The 17,463-nt window shown below is 40.2% G+C and carries 19 protein-coding genes; 8 read left to right on the plus strand and 11 right to left on the minus strand.

The window, feature by feature from the left end; genetic code table 11:
• Window positions 1-19: 19 nt before the first annotated feature.
• The 7 genes from EGS47_RS14250 to EGS47_RS14280 all read left to right on the plus strand — a co-directional run bounded on the left by EGS47_RS14250 (window position 20) and on the right by EGS47_RS14280 (window position 5,251).
• Window positions 20-349, plus strand: coding sequence for a YbaB/EbfC family nucleoid-associated protein (locus EGS47_RS14250; protein WP_004988215.1), 330 nt, complete (start codon window positions 20-22; stop codon window positions 347-349).
• A 24-nt stretch (window positions 350-373) separates the two neighbouring features.
• Window positions 374-970 carry a recombination mediator RecR gene (gene recR / locus EGS47_RS14255; RefSeq protein ID WP_004988213.1) on the plus strand — a complete coding sequence of 199 codons (597 nt, stop codon included), beginning with the start codon at window positions 374-376 and terminating at the stop codon, window positions 968-970.
• A 253-nt stretch (window positions 971-1,223) separates the two neighbouring features.
• Window positions 1,224-2,366: a ribonuclease D gene (locus EGS47_RS14260; RefSeq protein ID WP_119686597.1), complete on the plus strand. Its 1,143-nt coding sequence runs from the start codon at window positions 1,224-1,226 to the stop codon at window positions 2,364-2,366.
• A gap of 111 nt (window positions 2,367-2,477) precedes the next feature.
• Window positions 2,478-2,783, plus strand: a complete 306-nt coding sequence (locus tag EGS47_RS14265; RefSeq protein ID WP_005004668.1) for a YcgL domain-containing protein — start codon at window positions 2,478-2,480, stop codon at window positions 2,781-2,783.
• Window positions 2,776-3,177, plus strand: coding sequence for a hypothetical protein (locus EGS47_RS14270; RefSeq protein WP_005004667.1), 402 nt, complete (start codon window positions 2,776-2,778; stop codon window positions 3,175-3,177). The genes EGS47_RS14265 and EGS47_RS14270 overlap by 8 nt, the downstream gene beginning before the upstream one ends.
• Window positions 3,178-3,199: 22 nt before the next feature.
• Entirely contained in the window at window positions 3,200-4,051 is an 852-nt protein-coding gene (locus EGS47_RS14275; protein WP_004988203.1) for an AAA family ATPase, read from the plus strand.
• Window positions 4,052-4,063: 12 nt separating this feature from the next.
• Window positions 4,064-5,251, plus strand: a complete 1,188-nt coding sequence (locus EGS47_RS14280) for a vWA domain-containing protein (protein ID WP_034698733.1) — start codon at window positions 4,064-4,066, stop codon at window positions 5,249-5,251.
• A gap of 392 nt (window positions 5,252-5,643) precedes the next feature.
• On the opposite strand, the gene rplI is transcribed toward EGS47_RS14280, so the two are convergent.
• The 10 genes from rplI to ppsA all read right to left on the minus strand — a co-directional run bounded on the left by rplI (window position 5,644) and on the right by ppsA (window position 15,318).
• On the minus strand, window positions 5,644-6,090 hold the full coding sequence (gene rplI / locus EGS47_RS14285; protein ID WP_004988199.1) for a 50S ribosomal protein L9: 447 nt from the start codon (window positions 6,088-6,090) through the stop codon (window positions 5,644-5,646).
• An 8-nt stretch (window positions 6,091-6,098) separates the two neighbouring features.
• Entirely contained in the window at window positions 6,099-6,326 is a 228-nt protein-coding gene (gene rpsR, locus EGS47_RS14290; protein ID WP_004988197.1) for a 30S ribosomal protein S18, read from the minus strand.
• Between the two features lie 11 nt (window positions 6,327-6,337).
• Window positions 6,338-6,727 carry a 30S ribosomal protein S6 gene (gene rpsF / locus EGS47_RS14295; RefSeq protein ID WP_004988194.1) on the minus strand — a complete coding sequence of 130 codons (390 nt, stop codon included), beginning with the start codon at window positions 6,725-6,727 and terminating at the stop codon, window positions 6,338-6,340.
• A gap of 180 nt (window positions 6,728-6,907) precedes the next feature.
• A complete protein-coding gene (gene cyoE, locus EGS47_RS14300) occupies window positions 6,908-7,786 on the minus strand; it encodes a heme o synthase (protein WP_004988191.1) in 879 nt (292 codons plus the stop codon).
• Between the two features lie 10 nt (window positions 7,787-7,796).
• Window positions 7,797-8,126 (minus strand): cytochrome o ubiquinol oxidase subunit IV, encoded by a 330-nt coding sequence (gene cyoD, locus EGS47_RS14305; protein WP_004988185.1) that lies wholly within the window; start codon window positions 8,124-8,126, stop codon window positions 7,797-7,799.
• Window positions 8,126-8,746, minus strand: a complete 621-nt coding sequence (cyoC, locus tag EGS47_RS14310; protein WP_004988184.1) for a cytochrome o ubiquinol oxidase subunit III — start codon at window positions 8,744-8,746, stop codon at window positions 8,126-8,128. The genes cyoD and cyoC overlap by 1 nt, the downstream gene beginning before the upstream one ends.
• Before the next feature lie 4 nt (window positions 8,747-8,750).
• The gene (gene cyoB / locus EGS47_RS14315) at window positions 8,751-10,739 is read right to left on the minus strand and encodes a cytochrome o ubiquinol oxidase subunit I (RefSeq protein WP_004988183.1); all 1,989 of its coding nucleotides are present in this window, start codon (window positions 10,737-10,739) and stop codon (window positions 8,751-8,753) included.
• 3 nt (window positions 10,740-10,742) lie between these two features.
• Complete coding sequence (gene cyoA, locus EGS47_RS14320) at window positions 10,743-11,804, minus strand: ubiquinol oxidase subunit II (protein WP_004988182.1); 1,062 nt, start codon at window positions 11,802-11,804, stop codon at window positions 10,743-10,745.
• Between the two features lie 293 nt (window positions 11,805-12,097).
• Window positions 12,098-12,862 (minus strand): RDD family protein, encoded by a 765-nt coding sequence (locus EGS47_RS14325; RefSeq protein WP_004988180.1) that lies wholly within the window; start codon window positions 12,860-12,862, stop codon window positions 12,098-12,100.
• A 68-nt stretch (window positions 12,863-12,930) separates the two neighbouring features.
• The gene (gene ppsA / locus EGS47_RS14330; RefSeq protein WP_171063256.1) at window positions 12,931-15,318 is read right to left on the minus strand and encodes a phosphoenolpyruvate synthase; all 2,388 of its coding nucleotides are present in this window, start codon (window positions 15,316-15,318) and stop codon (window positions 12,931-12,933) included.
• A 149-nt stretch (window positions 15,319-15,467) separates the two neighbouring features.
• On the opposite strand from ppsA, the gene EGS47_RS14335 reads away from it, so the two are divergent.
• A complete protein-coding gene (locus tag EGS47_RS14335; protein WP_004988177.1) occupies window positions 15,468-16,304 on the plus strand; it encodes a pyruvate, water dikinase regulatory protein in 837 nt (278 codons plus the stop codon).
• Between the two features lie 109 nt (window positions 16,305-16,413).
• On the opposite strand, the gene EGS47_RS14340 is transcribed toward EGS47_RS14335, so the two are convergent.
• A complete protein-coding gene (locus tag EGS47_RS14340; RefSeq protein WP_004988173.1) occupies window positions 16,414-17,415 on the minus strand; it encodes an LLM class flavin-dependent oxidoreductase in 1,002 nt (333 codons plus the stop codon).
• Window positions 17,416-17,463: the final 48 nt, after the last annotated feature.

A 17,463-nucleotide genomic window follows, 5' to 3' on the forward strand; every position in this document is an offset into this window, starting at 1 on the left:
ATCTTTTGGAGAAAAATTTATGAACATTAATATGCTCATGCAGCAAGCACAACGCATGCAAAAAGATATGGAAGCCAATGCCAAAAAGGCAAAAGAAGAGTTGGCTAATACTGAGGTTAAAGCAGAAGCAGGCGGCGGGTTGGTTAAAGTGACCATGACAGGTCGCTTTGTGGTTAAACGTGTCGAAATCAGTCCTGATTTACTTCAAGACGAACCAGATATGATTGAAGACTTAATTGCTGCCGCAGTAAATGATGCCGTTCGTCAGGCAGAACTGGTTGCGGATGAAAAAATGAAAAGTGCAAACTCAGGCATGGGTTTACCTCCTGGCTTAGCAGGTATGTTCTAAGCAGATTTTATCAGAGGAATATCTGTGTTTAGTGATCGATTTGAACAACTTGTTCAAGCATTACGAGTTTTACCCAGCGTTGGACCGAAATCGGCTCAACGTATGGCATTACATTTACTGATGAAAAATCGTGAAGGTGCTTTTGGTTTGGCACATGCTTTACATGAAGCCTCCTCGCATATTCATGAATGTAAAATATGTCATTCTCTGACTGAAAATGAAATTTGTGATATTTGCCTTTCCAATGATCGGGATCAGCAGCTTCTTTGTGTGGTTGAATCTCCAGCCGATGTCATGGCGATTGAGCAAAGCGGTAGTTTCCGTGGGAAATACCATGTATTGGGTGGACATTTATCTCCACTTGATGGCATTGGTCCCGAAGAAATCGGCATTCCTTATCTGATCCAGCGTCTAAGCGAAGGGCAGATTGAAGAGGTGATTTTGGCGACCAATGCGACAGTAGAAGGTCAGGCAACCGCGCATTATCTGGTAGAAGCCACCAAGCACTTACCACTGAATATGACGCGTATTGCTCAAGGCGTACCGCAAGGTGGTGAACTTGAATATGTCGATAGCCATACTTTAAGTCAGGCCGTCCATAACCGTATGCGTATGAAATGAGGCATTCTTGTTTCATACTTTTAGCTTTTAAGTTGAAATTAAACCAGACTCTGGATTGATTCTTCATGTTGTAAAGCGATACAAAATTGAAATTTATTTGAGAGTGAAAGGACTTTAAAAGTTAATTAAAAAATATAATGATAATTTCGTTCAAAAAATAAAGCATTAATAACGTTTTGGCTAGAATATTCTCAAATTGTAGTGTTATATATACAGACGCAGTTAACTGCGCTAGTTGTTAAATCGAGAAAACATGTTTCATTTTATTCAGCAGCAAGATGATTTTGCTCACGTTCTTCAGCAAATGGATCAATATCCAGTGTATGCTTTGGACACCGAATTTATTAAAGTTGATACGCTTTGGCCAAAGTTGGGTGTATTCCAGATTAATGTGAATGAGCAAATCTATTTACTCGATGGTGCTGCTCTGGATTTAACGCCTTTTTGGAATAAACTCTATCTTGCCAAGCAAAATATTTTCCATGCTTGTGGTGAAGATATTGATCTGATTTATCATTATGCTCAGCAAGATGCGTTGGAAAATGTATTTGATACACAAGTTGCTTTGTCATTTTTAGGGCATGGTTTACAGGTCAGCTATCAAAATGCCCTGAAATTAATTTTAGATATTGAAATTGAAAAAGATCAGACTCGTTCAGATTGGCTCGCACGGCCTTTAACGACTGAACAACTCAATTATGCAGCCAATGATGTCATTTATCTGTTCAAGCTTTCAAATCAATTGAAACAACAATTACAACAAAAAAATAAATATGATTTTGTACTCGAAGATTGTCAAAGTCTAACCAAAGAAATTGCCAGAGAAACGCCTGTTCATCTGCTTTATACTGATATTGGAAATTATCGTCACTCACGTAAGCAGCTTATGCAATTACAGCAACTTAGTGTCTGGCGTGAACAACTGATTAAAGCTTTGAATCAGCCGCGTAGTTTTATTTTAAAAAATTCAAGCATGATTGATTTGGTAGAAAAAAATCCCAAAAATAATTTCCAATTATCCCATATTAAAGATATTCGCCCAAATATTATTCGGGAACATGGCAAAACGATTCTGGATTTGCTTAAATTTTTGCCACCAGAAAATGAATGGCCATTACGTTTGGCACGACCCATTAAACAATGTTCAGAACATGTCAGCATGAAAATGCAACAATTGATTCAAAATGTGGTGGATACGACCGAAATTCCCAAAGAAGTTCTACTGCGTAAAAAGTGGATGAATGCACTGTATCAACACGTTGTTTTTCATGGTGATGAGCAAGATTTACCAGAATATTTACTCGGCTGGCGTTATCAACGGTTAACCCAACCCCTGATCCAGATTCTACGTGAAGATGAAGATTTTTTAATGACCCAAATGCAGGTGGCGCGATAAGTCTTGAGAGCCAAATGATCTTTCAGGACGACTGTTGGGTTACGATTCGCTAATGTCACCACCGAATTTTTGATGTATGCTTTTTAGCAAGTGATGAGAGTTTAGTAAAATATGCACTGTGATATTTATAGATCGAGCAAAAAAGATGAAATGTACATTTATATTGCTCGTCCAGACTATCCAAATGATGAGGTCGAAGGAAAAGATCCTTTAGAAAATGTTCCTGAAACGATTCGACAGGCTTTTGGCCGACCAACATTTGTCATGCATCTTGAACTTTCTCAGTCACGAAAACTGGCGCGTGTCAACGTGTTACATGTGATGGATTCACTACAAACCACTGGCTTTTTTATTCAAATGCCACCAGAAGGATTTATCAATCCAACCGATGAACCAGAGGGGTTAAGAGGTGCTTGATCAACTCAGTGCAATATGGAACGGCCTGTTGTCCTCACTTGATTCAGTTCCAGAAGATAGTATTGCTGTGACAGTCTATGTCGTGGGAACCATTATTGTCTTATGGTGTTGGTATGGTGTGGCAAAACGACTTCCTCATCTCTTGGGTGGAATTAGTTGGATCGTTCTGTTTGCAATTTTAGCGACACCGACTGTTTCCGATGGTGCAAATGCAGAAATCGCACCTGCTATTTTTGGGGTGTTATTTGGTGTTTTAACCAAAGAGCAAGCACTGGTATGGGCGAATGTATCGCTTATTCTTTTGGTCACTGGGGTGGGGTTAATTATCGGTTATTCGTGGTCGAAATATCGCATGAACAAAGTGGCTTCTGATGAAAGTCGCGCGTCCATTTAAGTAAAAAAATAAAGGTTATAAGATGGCTGTTGATTCACAACATTTCTCGGGTACAGATCAGTACATCGCAACGGATAGCTTAAAACTTGCTGTTAAAGCTGCACGTGCGCTACAAAAACCATTATTGGTCAAAGGTGAGCCGGGTACAGGTAAAACACTACTTGCAGAACAAGTCGCTGAAAGTTTGGGTTTAAAACTGATTACATGGCACATTAAGTCCACGACCAAAGCGCAACAGGGTTTATATGAATACGATGCTGTATCGCGTTTACGTGATAGCCAGTTAGGTGATGATCGGGTTTATGATATTAAAAACTATATTAAACCTGGGAAATTGTGGGAAGCGTTTACCAGTGAAGAGCGCTGTGTTTTATTGATTGATGAAATTGATAAAGCAGATATCGAGTTTCCAAATGACTTGTTACATGAACTAGATAAAATGTCGTTTTATGTTTATGAAACAGGGGAAACGATTACCGCTATTCAGCGCCCGATTGTGATCATTACTTCAAATAATGAAAAAGAATTGCCAGATGCATTTTTGCGTCGTTGTTTCTTTCATTATATTGAGTTTCCTGATGAAGCGACCATGCGTGAAATTATTGCGGTACATTTTCCAAAAATTTCAACGACACTGGTGAGTGAAGCATTACAAATTTTCTTTAAATTACGTCAGGTACCAAATTTAAAAAAACCGCCATCGACATCTGAATTGATTGATTGGTTAAGTTTGCTGATGGCCGATGATATGCCAGAAGATGTGCTGCGCAATCACGACAAATCTAAAGCCATTCCGCCGCTGTATGGTGCATTGATTAAAAATGAACAAGATGTACAACTGTTAGAACGACTCGCCTTTATGTCACGTCGTTAAGGGTGGTCGCTTATGTTTGTGCGGCTGTTTTATACCCTCAGAAAATATGGCGTTCCTGTTACGACGCGTGAACTCATTGATTTAAATCAGGCTGTCGCTGAAGGACTGGTCTTTGCAGATCAGAATGAATTTTATCAACTTGCTAAAACCATTTTGGTCAAAGATGAGCGTTTCTTTGATAAATTCGATCGTGCGATTAAGGATTATTTTGACGGGATAGAAACCTTCGATCTGGATGAATTACTGAAGCAAGTCCAAAAGATCCCCAAAGAATGGCTGGATTTGGAGCTACTGGAGAAACATTTAACTCCTGAACAAAGAGCTGCGCTACAAAAAGCAGGTTCTTTGGAAGAACTGATGAAAATGCTGGAAGAACGTTTACGTGAACAGCATAAAAAACATCAGGGTGGCAATCGAATGATCGGTACAGGTGGTACATCGCCTTTTGGTGCGTTTGGGGATCATCCTGAAGGCGTGCGGATTGGTGGACCTGGCCGAAAACGTTCAGCAGTTAAAGTCTGGGAACAACGGAAATATCAAAATCTGGACGATGAACAGATTTTGGGAACACGTCAGATGCAACTGGCTTTACGCCGTTTACGCAAATTTGCACGTCAAGGTGCAGCGGAAGAACTTGATGTTGATGGTACAATCCGTGAAACTGCAAAGCAGGGCATATTGGATGTACAATTAGTTCCTGAAAGACGTAACCGTGTTAAAGTGCTGATGCTTTTCGATGTTGGCGGCTCGATGGACTCTTATATCGCACAATGTGAAAAACTTTTTAGTGCTGCCAAAACTGAATTTAAAACACTGGAATACTTCTATTTTCATAACTGCCTGTACGATTATGTTTGGAAAGATAATCATCGTCGACAAGCAAGCCGTTTGGAAACATGGGATCTATTTCATAAATATGGACGCGATTACCGTGTGATTGTGGTTGGTGATGCGAGTATGGCACCTTATGAACTACGTTCGGCAGGTGGTTCAGTTGAATATATGAATGATGAAGCAGGCGAGGTTTGGTTGCGTCGTTTGCGCCAGCATTTTGATAAGATTGCATGGCTAAATCCAGAAGAAGAAAATTATTGGCATTACACGCAAACTATCAGCTTAATTAAGCAAATCTTTGAAGATCATATGTATCCTATGACTTTAAAAGGTGTTGAAGATCTAACGCGTTATTTATCGCGTTAAAACTAACTGGGTTGGTGGTGCATATTAAAATGGATGATTGCAATATTATTGTGTGAACTTTAGGCTGATATTTTATTTTTAGTGGTTCAAACAAAAATGCCTGATGAATTTCATTGGGCATTTCATCGTTTAAAATCAGAGGATATCGATTAAAATCAGAGGATATCGATGCAACTTCTCAGTCTCTACAAACTCTGTGCTCAGATATGAATAATTTTCTGTGCTTTACAATGCATTACTGAATACTTTCAAAGTAGGCTTTAATTTTAGAGTATTGCTTGAGCAGTTGTTATTATTATGCTTTTCAAGTTTAGATAAAATCAGATTTATTTAGAAATTAATGAACAATAAAAAAAGAGCATGCGAAGGCATGCTCCTTTTTCTTACAAAAATTACTCAGATACGATAGTAACGAGAACTTCTGCAACAACATCATGATGCAATTGGATTGCGATGTTGAATTCACCAGTGTGACGAAGCGCACCATTCGGTAAACGAACTTCTGCACGGTCTACAGTAAGACCAGCATTCGTTAATGCGTCAGCGATGTCACGAGTACCGATAGAACCAAATAGTTTACCTTCATCACCCGCTTTCGCAGTAATGACGATATTCACTTCGTTCAATTGATCAGCACGTGATTGAGCAGCAGCTAATACTTCAGCTTCTTGCTTCTCAAGTTCAGCGCGACGAGCTTCGAAAGCAGCAGTGTTTGCTTCAGTAGCAGCAACAGCTTTACCCTGAGGGATCAAGTAGTTACGGCCAAAACCAGCTTTAACTGATACTTTGTCACCAAGTTTACCTAGGTTCTTAATGCGTTGTAATAAGATAACGTCCACAGCTCACCTCACTTATGGTTGTCAGTGTACGGAATCAAAGCCAAGTAACGAGCTTGTTTAATCGCAAGCGCTAATTGACGTTGATAACGAGCTTTAGTACCAGTGATACGGCTAGGAACAATCTTGCCGTTTTCAGTGATGTACTGTTTTAAAGTGTCGATATCTTTGTAGTCGATGTACACAACATTCTCAGCTGTAAAGCGGCAGAACTTGCGACGACGGTAAAAACGTGCCATTGATGTTCTCCTTAAGCTTCTTCAGCAGATTCGTGTGATTGCTGTGCTTCTTCACGTTGAGCTTTACGCGCACGTTTTTCTTCAGCACTTTTAGCAAGTAACGATTCTTCAGTGATTGCGTGTTCACGACGAATGATGATGTTACGAATGATTGCGTCGTTATAACGGAACAATTCTTCTAATTCATCAAGAGTCGTTTGACCACATTCAACATTCATAAGAATGTAGTGTGCTTTGTGAATTTTGTTAATTGGGTAAGCCAATTGACGACGGCCCCAATCTTCTAAACGGTGAATTTGACCATCAGCTTCTTTGATCTGAGAGATATAGCGTTCAACCATACCTACTACTTGATCGCTTTGGTCTGGATGTACCAAAAGTACGATTTCGTAATGACGCATTGTCAGCTCCTTACGGTTTGGACAGCCCCTAACATAAAAATTAGAAGCAAGGAGTCATAACTGGAATAATGAATTCAAGTTAAGCCGCATAAATTGCGAAGGGTGAATTATATAGAAAAGTGCAAATAAAAACAAATGGTTTTCAGTGCAAATCAGGATAAATAGAAATCTTCCTCTCTATTAAAAGAGAGGAAGATGTGGCGCAGGTGAATGGTAAGTAAAGCTAAAACTTACACTGAGTAAGGTAATTAAGATTACCGAATACAGGAAAAAGCGTTTTGCCCAAATCTGATCATTTTCAGCTTTAAAACCAATGAGTGATAAATAAAGCCAATATGCAGTTAATGCATTAAACGTGATGAGAAAAAAGACATTGGTATAACCAAAACAGTAAAGCCCATTGAGAACTGCCGCAAAAAGTACAATGTAAATGACACATTCAACTTTGGTTCTAAAAATAGAGCGCGCTACTGGTAAAATTGGGATACCTGCATTTTTGTAATCATCAAAGCGGTAAATCGCAATTGCCCAAGAGTGGGGCATCTGCCAAAGACCATAAGCTAAGAAGATCAGTAAAGCCGCTACATCAAATTCATTGGTGACGGCAACATAACCAATGACAGGAGGGCTCGCTCCAGAAATACTACCAATCACGGTTTGATGAATCGTGGTACGTTTAGACCAGAGGCTATAAAAGCCCACATAGACAACAAAACCAATTACAGCAAATAAGAATGAATAAGGATTCACTCCAAACCATAAAATGCTAAAACCAATTACTCCAAGCACACTGGCATAGACAAGTGCAACGGATGGAGAAATCGTTTTTTTAACTAAGGCACGATTTTGAGTTCGTTGCATTTTGTGGTCAATGTCTTGATCAATTACATTATTGATGACACAACCTGAGGCTACAACAAGCGTTGTACCTAAGAGGGTGAGGATGAGTAAGAGGAAATCTACATGTCCTTGGGCGGCTAAGAAAAAGCCGCCCAAGGTGGTAATGAAATTACCAAACAGAATTCCTGGTTTAGTCAGGAATAAATATTTTTTCAACATGACAAACAGTTTAGAGCATCATATTGAAGTGTAGATAGTTCATGATCCATACAGAACCGATCAAAAGAACGGCAATACATAGAATAGTATAAATGAATGCAATCAAATTCCAGCGTTGTTCAGAAGATGTATTCATGTGTAAGAAAAACACAAGTTGTACAAGTACCTGAGCAACTGCTGTAATTCCGATAACGGTCATTAATAGACCGCGGGAAAATCCACCTGCCATCACCATCCCAAATGGGATGATGGTGAGCAGAACAGATAAAATAAACCCTACAGTGTACTGTTTAACGTTACCGTGAGATGCACCAGCAGCATTATGATCGTGACTACTCATTAGAGAACTCCCATCAAGTAAACGACGCTGAATACACAGATCCATACGATGTCAAGGAAGTGCCAGAATAAACTTAGGCAAGCAAGACGACGTGTATTTGGTAATGTCAGACCTTTGGTTTTGATCTGATACATTAATACAATCATCCAGACCAAACCAGAAGTCACGTGAATACCGTGCGTACCAACCAGTGTAAAGAATGCTGATAGGAAAGCACTTGTGCTTGGACCATGTCCTTCGTGAACTAAATGATGAAATTCATAAAGTTCCATACCAATGAACGATGCACCAAAGATAAAGGTGATAAGTAACCACATAATCACTTGGTTAACGTTCTTTTTGTACGAAGCCAGAACTGCAAAACCGAAAGTGACAGATGAGATCAAGAGAGCAAAGGTTTCAGTTAAAACAAAACCTAAAGACTCACCAAATAGCTCATGTGCACTTGGTGTACCTGGTGGAACATGGCTGCTCAAAACAGCGAACGCGATGAAGAGTGTACCGAATAAAATCAAGTCACTCATCAAGTATGTCCAGAAACCAAAGACCGTTAAGTCGGTATCATCATGTTCATGATGACCGTCATGGCCATGGTTGTCGTGATGAAGTACTTCAGCCATATCCTTAGTCCTTCTTCAAGTGTTTTTCAAGTAATGCATAGCGTTCATTTTCAATGCGCTCAACTTCAGCAGCTGGTACATAGTAATCCACTTCTTTAGTGAATGAACTACGAATAAAGCTGATAATAGCCGCAATGAAACTTACTGCAACGAGCCACCAAATGTGCCAGATCAATGCGAAGCCCATCAATGTAATAAACATTGCAATGATGAAACCAGCTGCACGATCAGTTGGCATATGAATGTCTTCATATTTGGCAGGACGTGCATACGCAACACCATTTTCTTTGTCAGTCCAGAAACGGTCTACACCATTTGCTTCAGGAACTTGTGCAAAGTTATAAAATGGAGCAGGAGATGAAGTCGACCATTCAAGAGTACGACTGTCCCATGGATCGCCTGTGTAATCCATGTTTTGATGACGTTGTAGGAAACCTACAATAATTTGCATCAAGAAACACGCAATACCAATCGCAACCAACACAGCACCAAATAATGCAATCGCTAGATATGGATCCCATTCAGGGTTGTCATAGGTATTCAAACGACGTGTCATACCCATGAAACCAAGGATATAAAGTGGCATGAATGCAAAATAGAAACCAAAGAACCAGAACCAGAATGCAGCTTTGCCCCAAGCTTCATTTAACTTCCAGCCAAACATTTTTGGCCAATAGAAAATGATACCAGCGAACATACCAAATACCACACCACCAATAATCACGTTATGGAAGTGAGCGATCAGGAACAGTGAGTTGTGTACAAGGAAATCCGCAGGTGGAACTGCCATTAATACACCAGTCAAACCACCGATACCAAAGGTCACAAGGAAGCCAAGTGTCCAGAGCATTGGTGTATCGAAAGAAATACGTCCTTTGTACATGGTAAATAACCAAGAGAAGATTTTAACCCCTGTAGGGATTGCAATAATCATGGTCATAATACCGAAGAATGCATTAACGTTTGCACCCGCACCCATGGTAAAGAAGTGATGTAACCATACAACGAATGCCAATACAGTAATGGCGATTGTTGCATATACCATTGATTTATAACCAAACAATGCTTTGCGTGAGAATGTCGCAACAATCTCTGAATACAAACCAAATGCTGGCAATACCAAGATATATACTTCTGGATGACCCCAAGTCCAAATCAAGTTCACATATAGCATTGGGCTACCGCCAAGCTCATTGGTGAAGAAATGGAAACCGAAATAACGGTCAAGGGTAAGCATGGCAAGTGTTGCTGTAAGTACAGGGAATGATGCGATGATCAGAACAGCTGTACACAATGATGTCCAAGTAAAAATTGGCATGTCCATCAGTTTCATGCCAGGTGCACGCATTTTAATGATGGTCACAAAGAAGTTAACACCAGATAAAAGCGTACCAAGACCAGAAACCTGAAGTGCCCAAATATAGTAGTCAACACCAACACCAGGAGAATACTGAATGCCAGAAAGAGGAGGATAAGCCATCCAACCTGTCGCAGCAAATTCACCCAGTACAAGCGAAGCCATCATTAGACCAGCAGCACCAGCAAACAACCAGAAACTTAAAGAGTTAAGTAATGGGAATGCAACATCACGCGCACCAATTTGTAGAGGCACAGAAATGTTCATCATACCTACAACAAGACCCATCGCTACGAAGAAGATCATGATTACGCCATGCGCAGTAAAGATCTGGTCGTAGTGGTCTGGATGTAGATAACCTTCACCGCCACCTTTAGCAAGGAACAGTTGAAGACGCATCATGATCGCATCAGCAAAGCCACGCAATAACATGACCACAGACACAAGGATATACATGATACCAATTTTCTTATGGTCTACAGATGTAAACCATTCTTTCCAGAGATATCCCCATTTTTTGAAATAGGTGATACCGCCTAGAACAGCAATTGCACCAATAGCCATTAAGACCATTGTCACTAGTACAATTGGCTCTTTAGGGATAGAGTCCCATCCGAGTTTACCTAATAACAACATGGCTTATTCCTCTACAGAAGCAGTTGCATGTGCATTAGCATCATGAGCTTGCGAACCATGTTCAGCATTTGCTGAATGGTCTGTACCGTGATAGTTGCTCATATATCTGTTAATGACAGTTTCAAACAAGTTTGGTTCAACTGAAGAATAGTAAGTCACTGGGTGTGGCTTATTCGGGAACGGCTTCATTGCTTCAGCTTTTTCTAAGGCTTCTGTATCACCAGCAGCCTCGGCACGATGTACCAGTGCTTCAATCTGATGTTTAGAACGATCCCCATCTTTCAGTGTCGCAAGTTCAGCTTGATCAAGCGTCGCTTTCTGAATAGCTTCAGCATTAATGCTTGTACCTTTACCAGCTTTAACAGCTTCTACCCATTGAGCAAATTGAGTTTCAGTTACACTATGAGCTTTAAAGCGCATTTGTGAGAAACCATAGCCTGAGTAGTTAGACGAGAAACCACGATATTCGCCAGTTTCATTCGCTAATAAATGGAGATGAGTTTGCATACCCGCCATTGCATAAATTTGGCCACCTAACGCAGGAATGAAGAATGAGTTCATTGTAAAGTTAGATGTAATTTTAAAGCTTAATGGTGTTTTCTCTGGGAAACGTACTTCATTTACTGTCGCAATATTTTGTTCAGGATAAATAAAGATCCATTTAAACTGTTCAGCAATAACTTGAATGGTTAAAGGGGCTTTATCTGAATCTAGCGGACGGTAAGGGTCGTACTTGTGGGAACCCCACCAAGTTAACCAAGCTAAAATACCAATAATAATGACAGGAATACCCCAGACTACAATTTCAATTGCAGTTGAGTGTGCCCATGTAGGTTTATAGTCTGCATCTTTATTTGACGCGCGATATTTCCAACCAAACCATAACGCCATAATGATTGAAGGAATTACAACCAATAGCATTAAGTAGATCGCAGTCATCATCAGGTTACTTTGACCTTCAGCAACTGGACCTTTAGAGTTTAGAAGTACTAAATCACCACCACACCCTGTTAAAAGTGCGGAAACCGCCGATAAAGACAATACAGCTAAAATCGTTTGTCTCATTTTACAACCTCGGTGAAGAGTCCCATTCCCTAAGTAAATTGGGGATAGCGATAAAAGTGTCGCATGATGGAGAAGAATGAATCCTGTTACAGAACATATTTCTCAATCATGTGACACAGCTATGTTGTAGGGCATTATGCCTGATATCGTGAAACTAAGCTACTTGAAAGTGACGTTAAATATTTGTTATGACACCTGATTTATCTGCTTGTTTTATCTTTTGAATGCTGGCTTAAAAGTCAATTTTTTTCATGGATTTATCATAAAAAAGGAGTGAATGATCACTCCTTTAATTATTTTTTAATATTGATGACTTTGGTTTTTGCTAGTCTATCATGCAAACTGTTGTTTCCTTTGGAAAAAAATAAAACAATATCTGCAATAAAAACAATGACCAAAAGCGGTAAAAGGCTTATCAACTGTGAAATGATAATAAATAGAAATGAGCGTACAAAAAAACCGCGAAATTGACCAGGAAGCTGATTGGTCGTTGCATCAACAATTTGCAAATGGAATAATTTTTTACCAATAGATTGACCAGAACGAGCAATAAAATAATTTTGTAAAAATAACAAGCCAAGTGTGTAGATGAGTAATGCGACTGGAACCCATGTTGGCATGTTGTCGCGCATGGCTTCAGCAATTTTAATTTGCTGTTCAACATCAAAACTAGTGGTTTGTTGGAGTAGATCATGCGGTAAAAAGAGCATTGTCACAATAATTTGCGGCAAAATCAGCAAAGCTAAATCGATAAGCTTGGCCGAAATACGCTTGCTCACAGGAGCAGCCGTTGCTTTGGCTGTCTGATTGACTTTAATGTCACGGATGACATCATTTTGACTATGGACTGGGGCATCAAAAGTAGAATTTGTTGTCGAGTTTACAGGTTGGTAGACAAGTTTACCTTGAGTGAGTTCACCTAAGGCTCTCCATTCCGTCATACCTTCATGCCATGCTAAGTCAGTCAATAGCACTTGTTGGCTAGCGAGCATCTGGTTCAGTTGTTCTAATGTATAAGGACCAGCCTGTTGGTTATTTCTTGCCAAGTAAATTTGCATAAGTTTTAAATCTCAACAGCTTAAAGATGAAAAAGACCCCGCGCGAGGGTCTTTTTGATAAGATTAAGTTAGGCTTGCTTATCTTTATCTTCCGCTAGGAAGAACCAAGTTTCAAGTACTGAGTCAGGATTGAGTGAAACTGTTTCAATGCCTTGCTCCATCAGCCATTTAGCAAGATCTGGATGATCAGATGGACCTTGGCCACAAATACCTACATATTTGCCCGCTTTACGACAAGCATGAATGGCCATTGAAAGCAGGGCTTTAACGGCTGGATCACGTTCATCAAATAGATGAGAAACAATACCAGAGTCGCGGTCTAAACCGAGCGTTAATTGAGTTAAGTCGTTAGAACCAATTGAGAACCCATCAAAATGTTCAAGGAATTGTTCAGCCAATAATGCATTGGTTGGTAATTCACACATCATAATGATTTTTAAACCATTCTCACCACGCTTCAAGCCATTTTGAGCTAAAAGTTCAATGACGCGTTTTGCTTCAGAAACTGTACGCACAAATGGAATCATGATTTGAATATTGGTCAAACCCATTTCGTCACGTGCTTTTTTCAAGGCACGACATTCAAGCTCAAAGCAATCACGGAAGTTGTCAGATACATAACGACTTGCACCACGGAAACCCAACATTGGGTTTTCTTCTTCTGGTTCGTAGAGTTTACCGCCAATGAGGTTAGCATATTCATTGGATTTAAAATCGGACATACGAACAATGACTGGTTTCTCAGCAAAGGCAGCCGCAAGTGTTGCAATACCTTCAACCAGTTTTTCTACATAGAATTCAACTGGAGAAGAATAACCTGCCGTACGTGCCATAACTGCTGCACGTGTTTCGCGTGGCAAGCTTTCAATATTCAGTAAGGCTTTTGGATGCACGCCGATCATACGGTTAATAATGAACTCAAGACGAGCCAGACCAATACCACCATTTGGAATTTGAGCAAAGTCAAATGCACGATCAGGGTTACCGACGTTCATCATAATTTTGAACGGAAGTTTTGGCATAGATTCAATCGAGTTGCGTTGAATTTCAAAATCCAGCGCGCCTTCATAAATAAAGCCTGTATCACCTTCAGCACATGAAACAGTAACTTCCTGACCATCGGTTAGGACTTCTGTGGCATTGCCTGTACCCACAATCGCAGGAACACCCAGTTCACGTGCAATAATAGCAGCATGACAAGTACGACCACCGCGGTTAGTCACGATAGCAGCGGCACGTTTCATTACTGGTTCCCAGTCTGGATCAGTCATGTCTGAAACTAGCACGTCGCCTGGTTGAACTTTGTCCATTTCTTTAATCGATGAAACAACGCGTACTTTACCAGAACCAATACGTTGACCGATTGAGCGACCTTCACATAACACAGTGCCACGCTGTTTAAGTAAGTAGCGCTCCATTGTGCCTACGTTTTGACGGCTTTTTACAGTTTCAGGACGCGCCTGAACAATGTAAATTTGACCATCATCACCATCTTTGGCCCATTCGATGTCCATTGGCGCACTGTAATGGTCTTCAATGATCATGGCTTGTTTAGCAAGCTCTTGAAGTTCATGGTCATTTAAAGCAAATTGTTGACGATCCTGTTTTTCAACATCAACCACCACCACTGATTTACCCGCTGAACCTTCTTCGCCATAAATCATTTTCTGGTGTTTAGAGCCGAGGTTGCGACGTAATACAGAGTGTCTACCATTTTTAAGCAGCGGTTTTGATAAATAAAATTCGTCAGGGTTAACAGCACCTTGAACGACCATTTCACCCAAACCATAAGATGCTGTAATAAATACGACATCTCGGAAACCAGATTCGGTATCCAATGTAAACATTACACCCGCAGCACCTGTTTCTGAACGTACCATGCGTTGTATGCCAGCAGACAAAGCTACGATGTCATGAGCAAAGCCTTGATGCACACGGTATGCAATTGCACGGTCGTTATACAAAGATGCAAATACTTCTTTGATGGCAATCAAAATATTATCGATGCCACGAATATTCAGAAAAGTTTCTTGCTGACCAGCAAAAGAAGCGTCTGGTAAATCTTCAGCGGTCGCAGATGAACGAACGGCAACCGCGATATCAGGGTTGCCGTTTGAAAGTGCATTAAAAGCGTCACGAACTTCTTTTTCTAATGCTGGAATGAGAGGAGTATCTACAATCCATTGACGAATTTTTGCGCCAGTTTCGGCAAGAGCGTTGACATCGTCAACATTCAATTGATCGAGTTCTGCTTGAATTTTTGCGTTTAGACCGCTTTGTTCAAGGAACTCACGATAAGCAGCAGCAGTTGTGGCAAAGCCACCCGGTACAGACACACCAGCATTGGATAAATGGCTGATCATTTCACCTAGAGATGAGTTTTTCCCACCCACGAGTTCGACGTCGTGTTTCCCTAATTTTTCCAGACCGATTACGCGCGCTTCCAAAGTTTTCACTCCACTTTTCCAGTATTAATTACTATCTTGGCATGAAGAAAAGATATTAATGTGCTTAGGATTTTGATTTACTCTAAGCGACAGTCATGTAAGATCAGCTTACTATAAAGATTATATAGCACTAAGACAAATGTTTGAGGAGATTTTTCATGTCAGATAGTAAACAAATTAAGCGGAGTGTGTTTTTTATTTCAGATGGAACCGCGATTACGGCTGAAACCCTCGGACATTCTTTATTAGCGCAATTTCCCAACGTGGATTTTGATATTCATATTATTCCGTATATCACCTCAGAAGAAGCGGCAATGAATGTGGTTGCTGAAATTAATAGTTGCCAGTCTAAAGACCAGACTTTGCCATTGGTGTTCGATACGTTGGTCGATCCGAATGTGCGTGAAATCATTAACACTGCCAAAGCGGTGAATCTCGATGTGTTTGAGGGTTTAATTAGCAAGTTAGAACAAGAGCTTGGCACACCGCCAACAACTTTGGTCGGACAGACTCATGCCGTGACGGATTCTGAATATTATAAAGCTCGTATTGATGCAGTTCATTTTGCTTTGGACAATGATGATGGTGCTCGTACACGTCACTATGATAAAGCCGATATTATCTTGATTGGGGTATCCCGTTCGGGTAAAACACCAACGTCGATTTATCTGTCATTACAATTTGGAATTCGTGTTGCAAATTATCCACTGACCGAAGAAGATCTAGATGACAATCGCTTACCAAAAGTATTGAAAGAACATAAAAATAAGTTATTTGGTTTGATGATTGATGCGGAACGTTTGGTCGCAATTCGTAATGAACGTAAAGCCAATAGTCGCTATGCCAGTTTTAGCCAATGTCAGATGGAGTTGCGTGCCATTGAAGGAATTTATATTTCAGAAGGAATTCCATATTTAAATGTCACGGAAATGTCGATTGAAGAAATTTCAACACGTATTTTACAAAAGACAGGCTTGAAACGCCGTATTGGTTAAAAAGTTTACAAACAATAGATCTAAATCCTTCAGTATTTCTGATCTGTGGTTGTAAGGAGAAGGGAAATCAATGAAAAATCATTAATTTCCCTTTTTTAGTTAAACAATTTTAGCTGTTTTTGATATCCATCAATAAACTAAAGTTTTCGAGTCGCTTTTCAGTGTCATAAATATCACAAGTGAAAATGAACTCATCAACATCTACATGTTCTAACAAGTCTTGCAGACCAGCTTTCACCGTTTCAGGTGAACCAATTTGACCCAATGCATAAAAGTTATTGACGGATATGCGCTCGGCAGGTGTCCAGATATGATCCATAGACTCCACAGGTGGTTTGAGTTTTAAACTTTGTCCACGCATTAAACCCAGTACACGTTGATAAGCACTGGTGGCTAAATGTTGTGCTTCGGCATCTGTTTTAGCTACTACAGTTGGAACGCCCATGGAAACATACGGTTGTTCTAGATATTCAGATGGTTGAAAGTTTTCTCGATACAACTGGACAGCCTGTGACAGCATACGCGGTGCAAAATGTGATGCAAACGAATAGGGAAGACCTAAACGAGCCGCGAGTTGTGCACTAAATAAACTGGAGCCCAACAACCAGACGGGAACATGTGTTCCGTGTCCTGGGGTTGCTACGATTTTTTGATTGGGTTCAGGGTCTTTGAAATATTGCAAAATTTCGAGAACATCTTGAGGAAATTGATCTTCAGTTTCCTGACGACCACGACGTAAGGCTCGCATGGTCAATTGATCTGTGCCTGGTGCGCGGCCTAAACCTAATTCAATACGATTGGGATAAAGCGTTGCTAATGTACCAAACTGTTCTGCAACCACCAATGGCGCATGATTAGGTAACATCACTCCACCAGAGCCTAAACGTATCGACTGTGTATTTGCAGCAATATGACCCAGTAATACAGCGGTCGCTGAACTGGCAATACCATCCATATTATGGTGTTCGGCCAGCCATAAACGTTCATATCCTAGTTTTTCTGCATGCTGAGCCAACTCCAAAGCATGATGCAACGAAAATTGAACTGTTTTATCATTACGGATAGGCGCAAGCTCAAGAATTGAAAACCGTGTTTCTTTTAAAGAAGCCATAAAAAATTCTCAGAACTATATATCGTCATTTTACGATTTATCTAAAAT

Source organism: Acinetobacter sp. FDAARGOS_515 (genome assembly GCF_003938865.1).
In the GTDB taxonomy this organism is placed as follows: Bacteria; Pseudomonadota; Gammaproteobacteria; order Pseudomonadales; family Moraxellaceae; genus Acinetobacter; species Acinetobacter ursingii.

What these genes read in the sequence shown, in the direction of transcription:
- EGS47_RS14260 (WP_119686597.1), top strand. Translation starts at nt 1,224, where the DNA reads ATGTTTCATTTTATTCAGCAGCAAGATGATTTTGCTCACGTTCTTCAG.
- cyoD (WP_004988185.1), bottom strand. Translation starts at nt 8,126, where the DNA reads ATGAGTAGTCACGATCATAATGCTGCTGGTGCATCTCACGGTAACGTT.
- cyoC (WP_004988184.1), bottom strand. Translation starts at nt 8,746, where the DNA reads ATGGCTGAAGTACTTCATCACGACAACCATGGCCATGACGGTCATCAT.
- EGS47_RS14275 (WP_004988203.1), top strand. Translation starts at nt 3,200, where the DNA reads ATGGCTGTTGATTCACAACATTTCTCGGGTACAGATCAGTACATCGCA.
- cyoE (WP_004988191.1), bottom strand. Translation starts at nt 7,786, where the DNA reads ATGTTGAAAAAATATTTATTCCTGACTAAACCAGGAATTCTGTTTGGT.
- rpsR (WP_004988197.1), bottom strand. Translation starts at nt 6,326, where the DNA reads ATGGCACGTTTTTACCGTCGTCGCAAGTTCTGCCGCTTTACAGCTGAG.
- EGS47_RS14265 (WP_005004668.1), top strand. Translation starts at nt 2,478, where the DNA reads ATGCACTGTGATATTTATAGATCGAGCAAAAAAGATGAAATGTACATT.
- cyoB (WP_004988183.1), bottom strand. Translation starts at nt 10,739, where the DNA reads ATGTTGTTATTAGGTAAACTCGGATGGGACTCTATCCCTAAAGAGCCA.
- cyoA (WP_004988182.1), bottom strand. Translation starts at nt 11,804, where the DNA reads ATGAGACAAACGATTTTAGCTGTATTGTCTTTATCGGCGGTTTCCGCA.
- EGS47_RS14280 (WP_034698733.1), top strand. Translation starts at nt 4,064, where the DNA reads ATGTTTGTGCGGCTGTTTTATACCCTCAGAAAATATGGCGTTCCTGTT.
- EGS47_RS14340 (WP_004988173.1), bottom strand. Translation starts at nt 17,415, where the DNA reads ATGGCTTCTTTAAAAGAAACACGGTTTTCAATTCTTGAGCTTGCGCCT.
- rpsF (WP_004988194.1), bottom strand. Translation starts at nt 6,727, where the DNA reads ATGCGTCATTACGAAATCGTACTTTTGGTACATCCAGACCAAAGCGAT.
- EGS47_RS14335 (WP_004988177.1), top strand. Translation starts at nt 15,468, where the DNA reads ATGTCAGATAGTAAACAAATTAAGCGGAGTGTGTTTTTTATTTCAGAT.
- EGS47_RS14325 (WP_004988180.1), bottom strand. Translation starts at nt 12,862, where the DNA reads ATGCAAATTTACTTGGCAAGAAATAACCAACAGGCTGGTCCTTATACA.
- EGS47_RS14250 (WP_004988215.1), top strand. Translation starts at nt 20, where the DNA reads ATGAACATTAATATGCTCATGCAGCAAGCACAACGCATGCAAAAAGAT.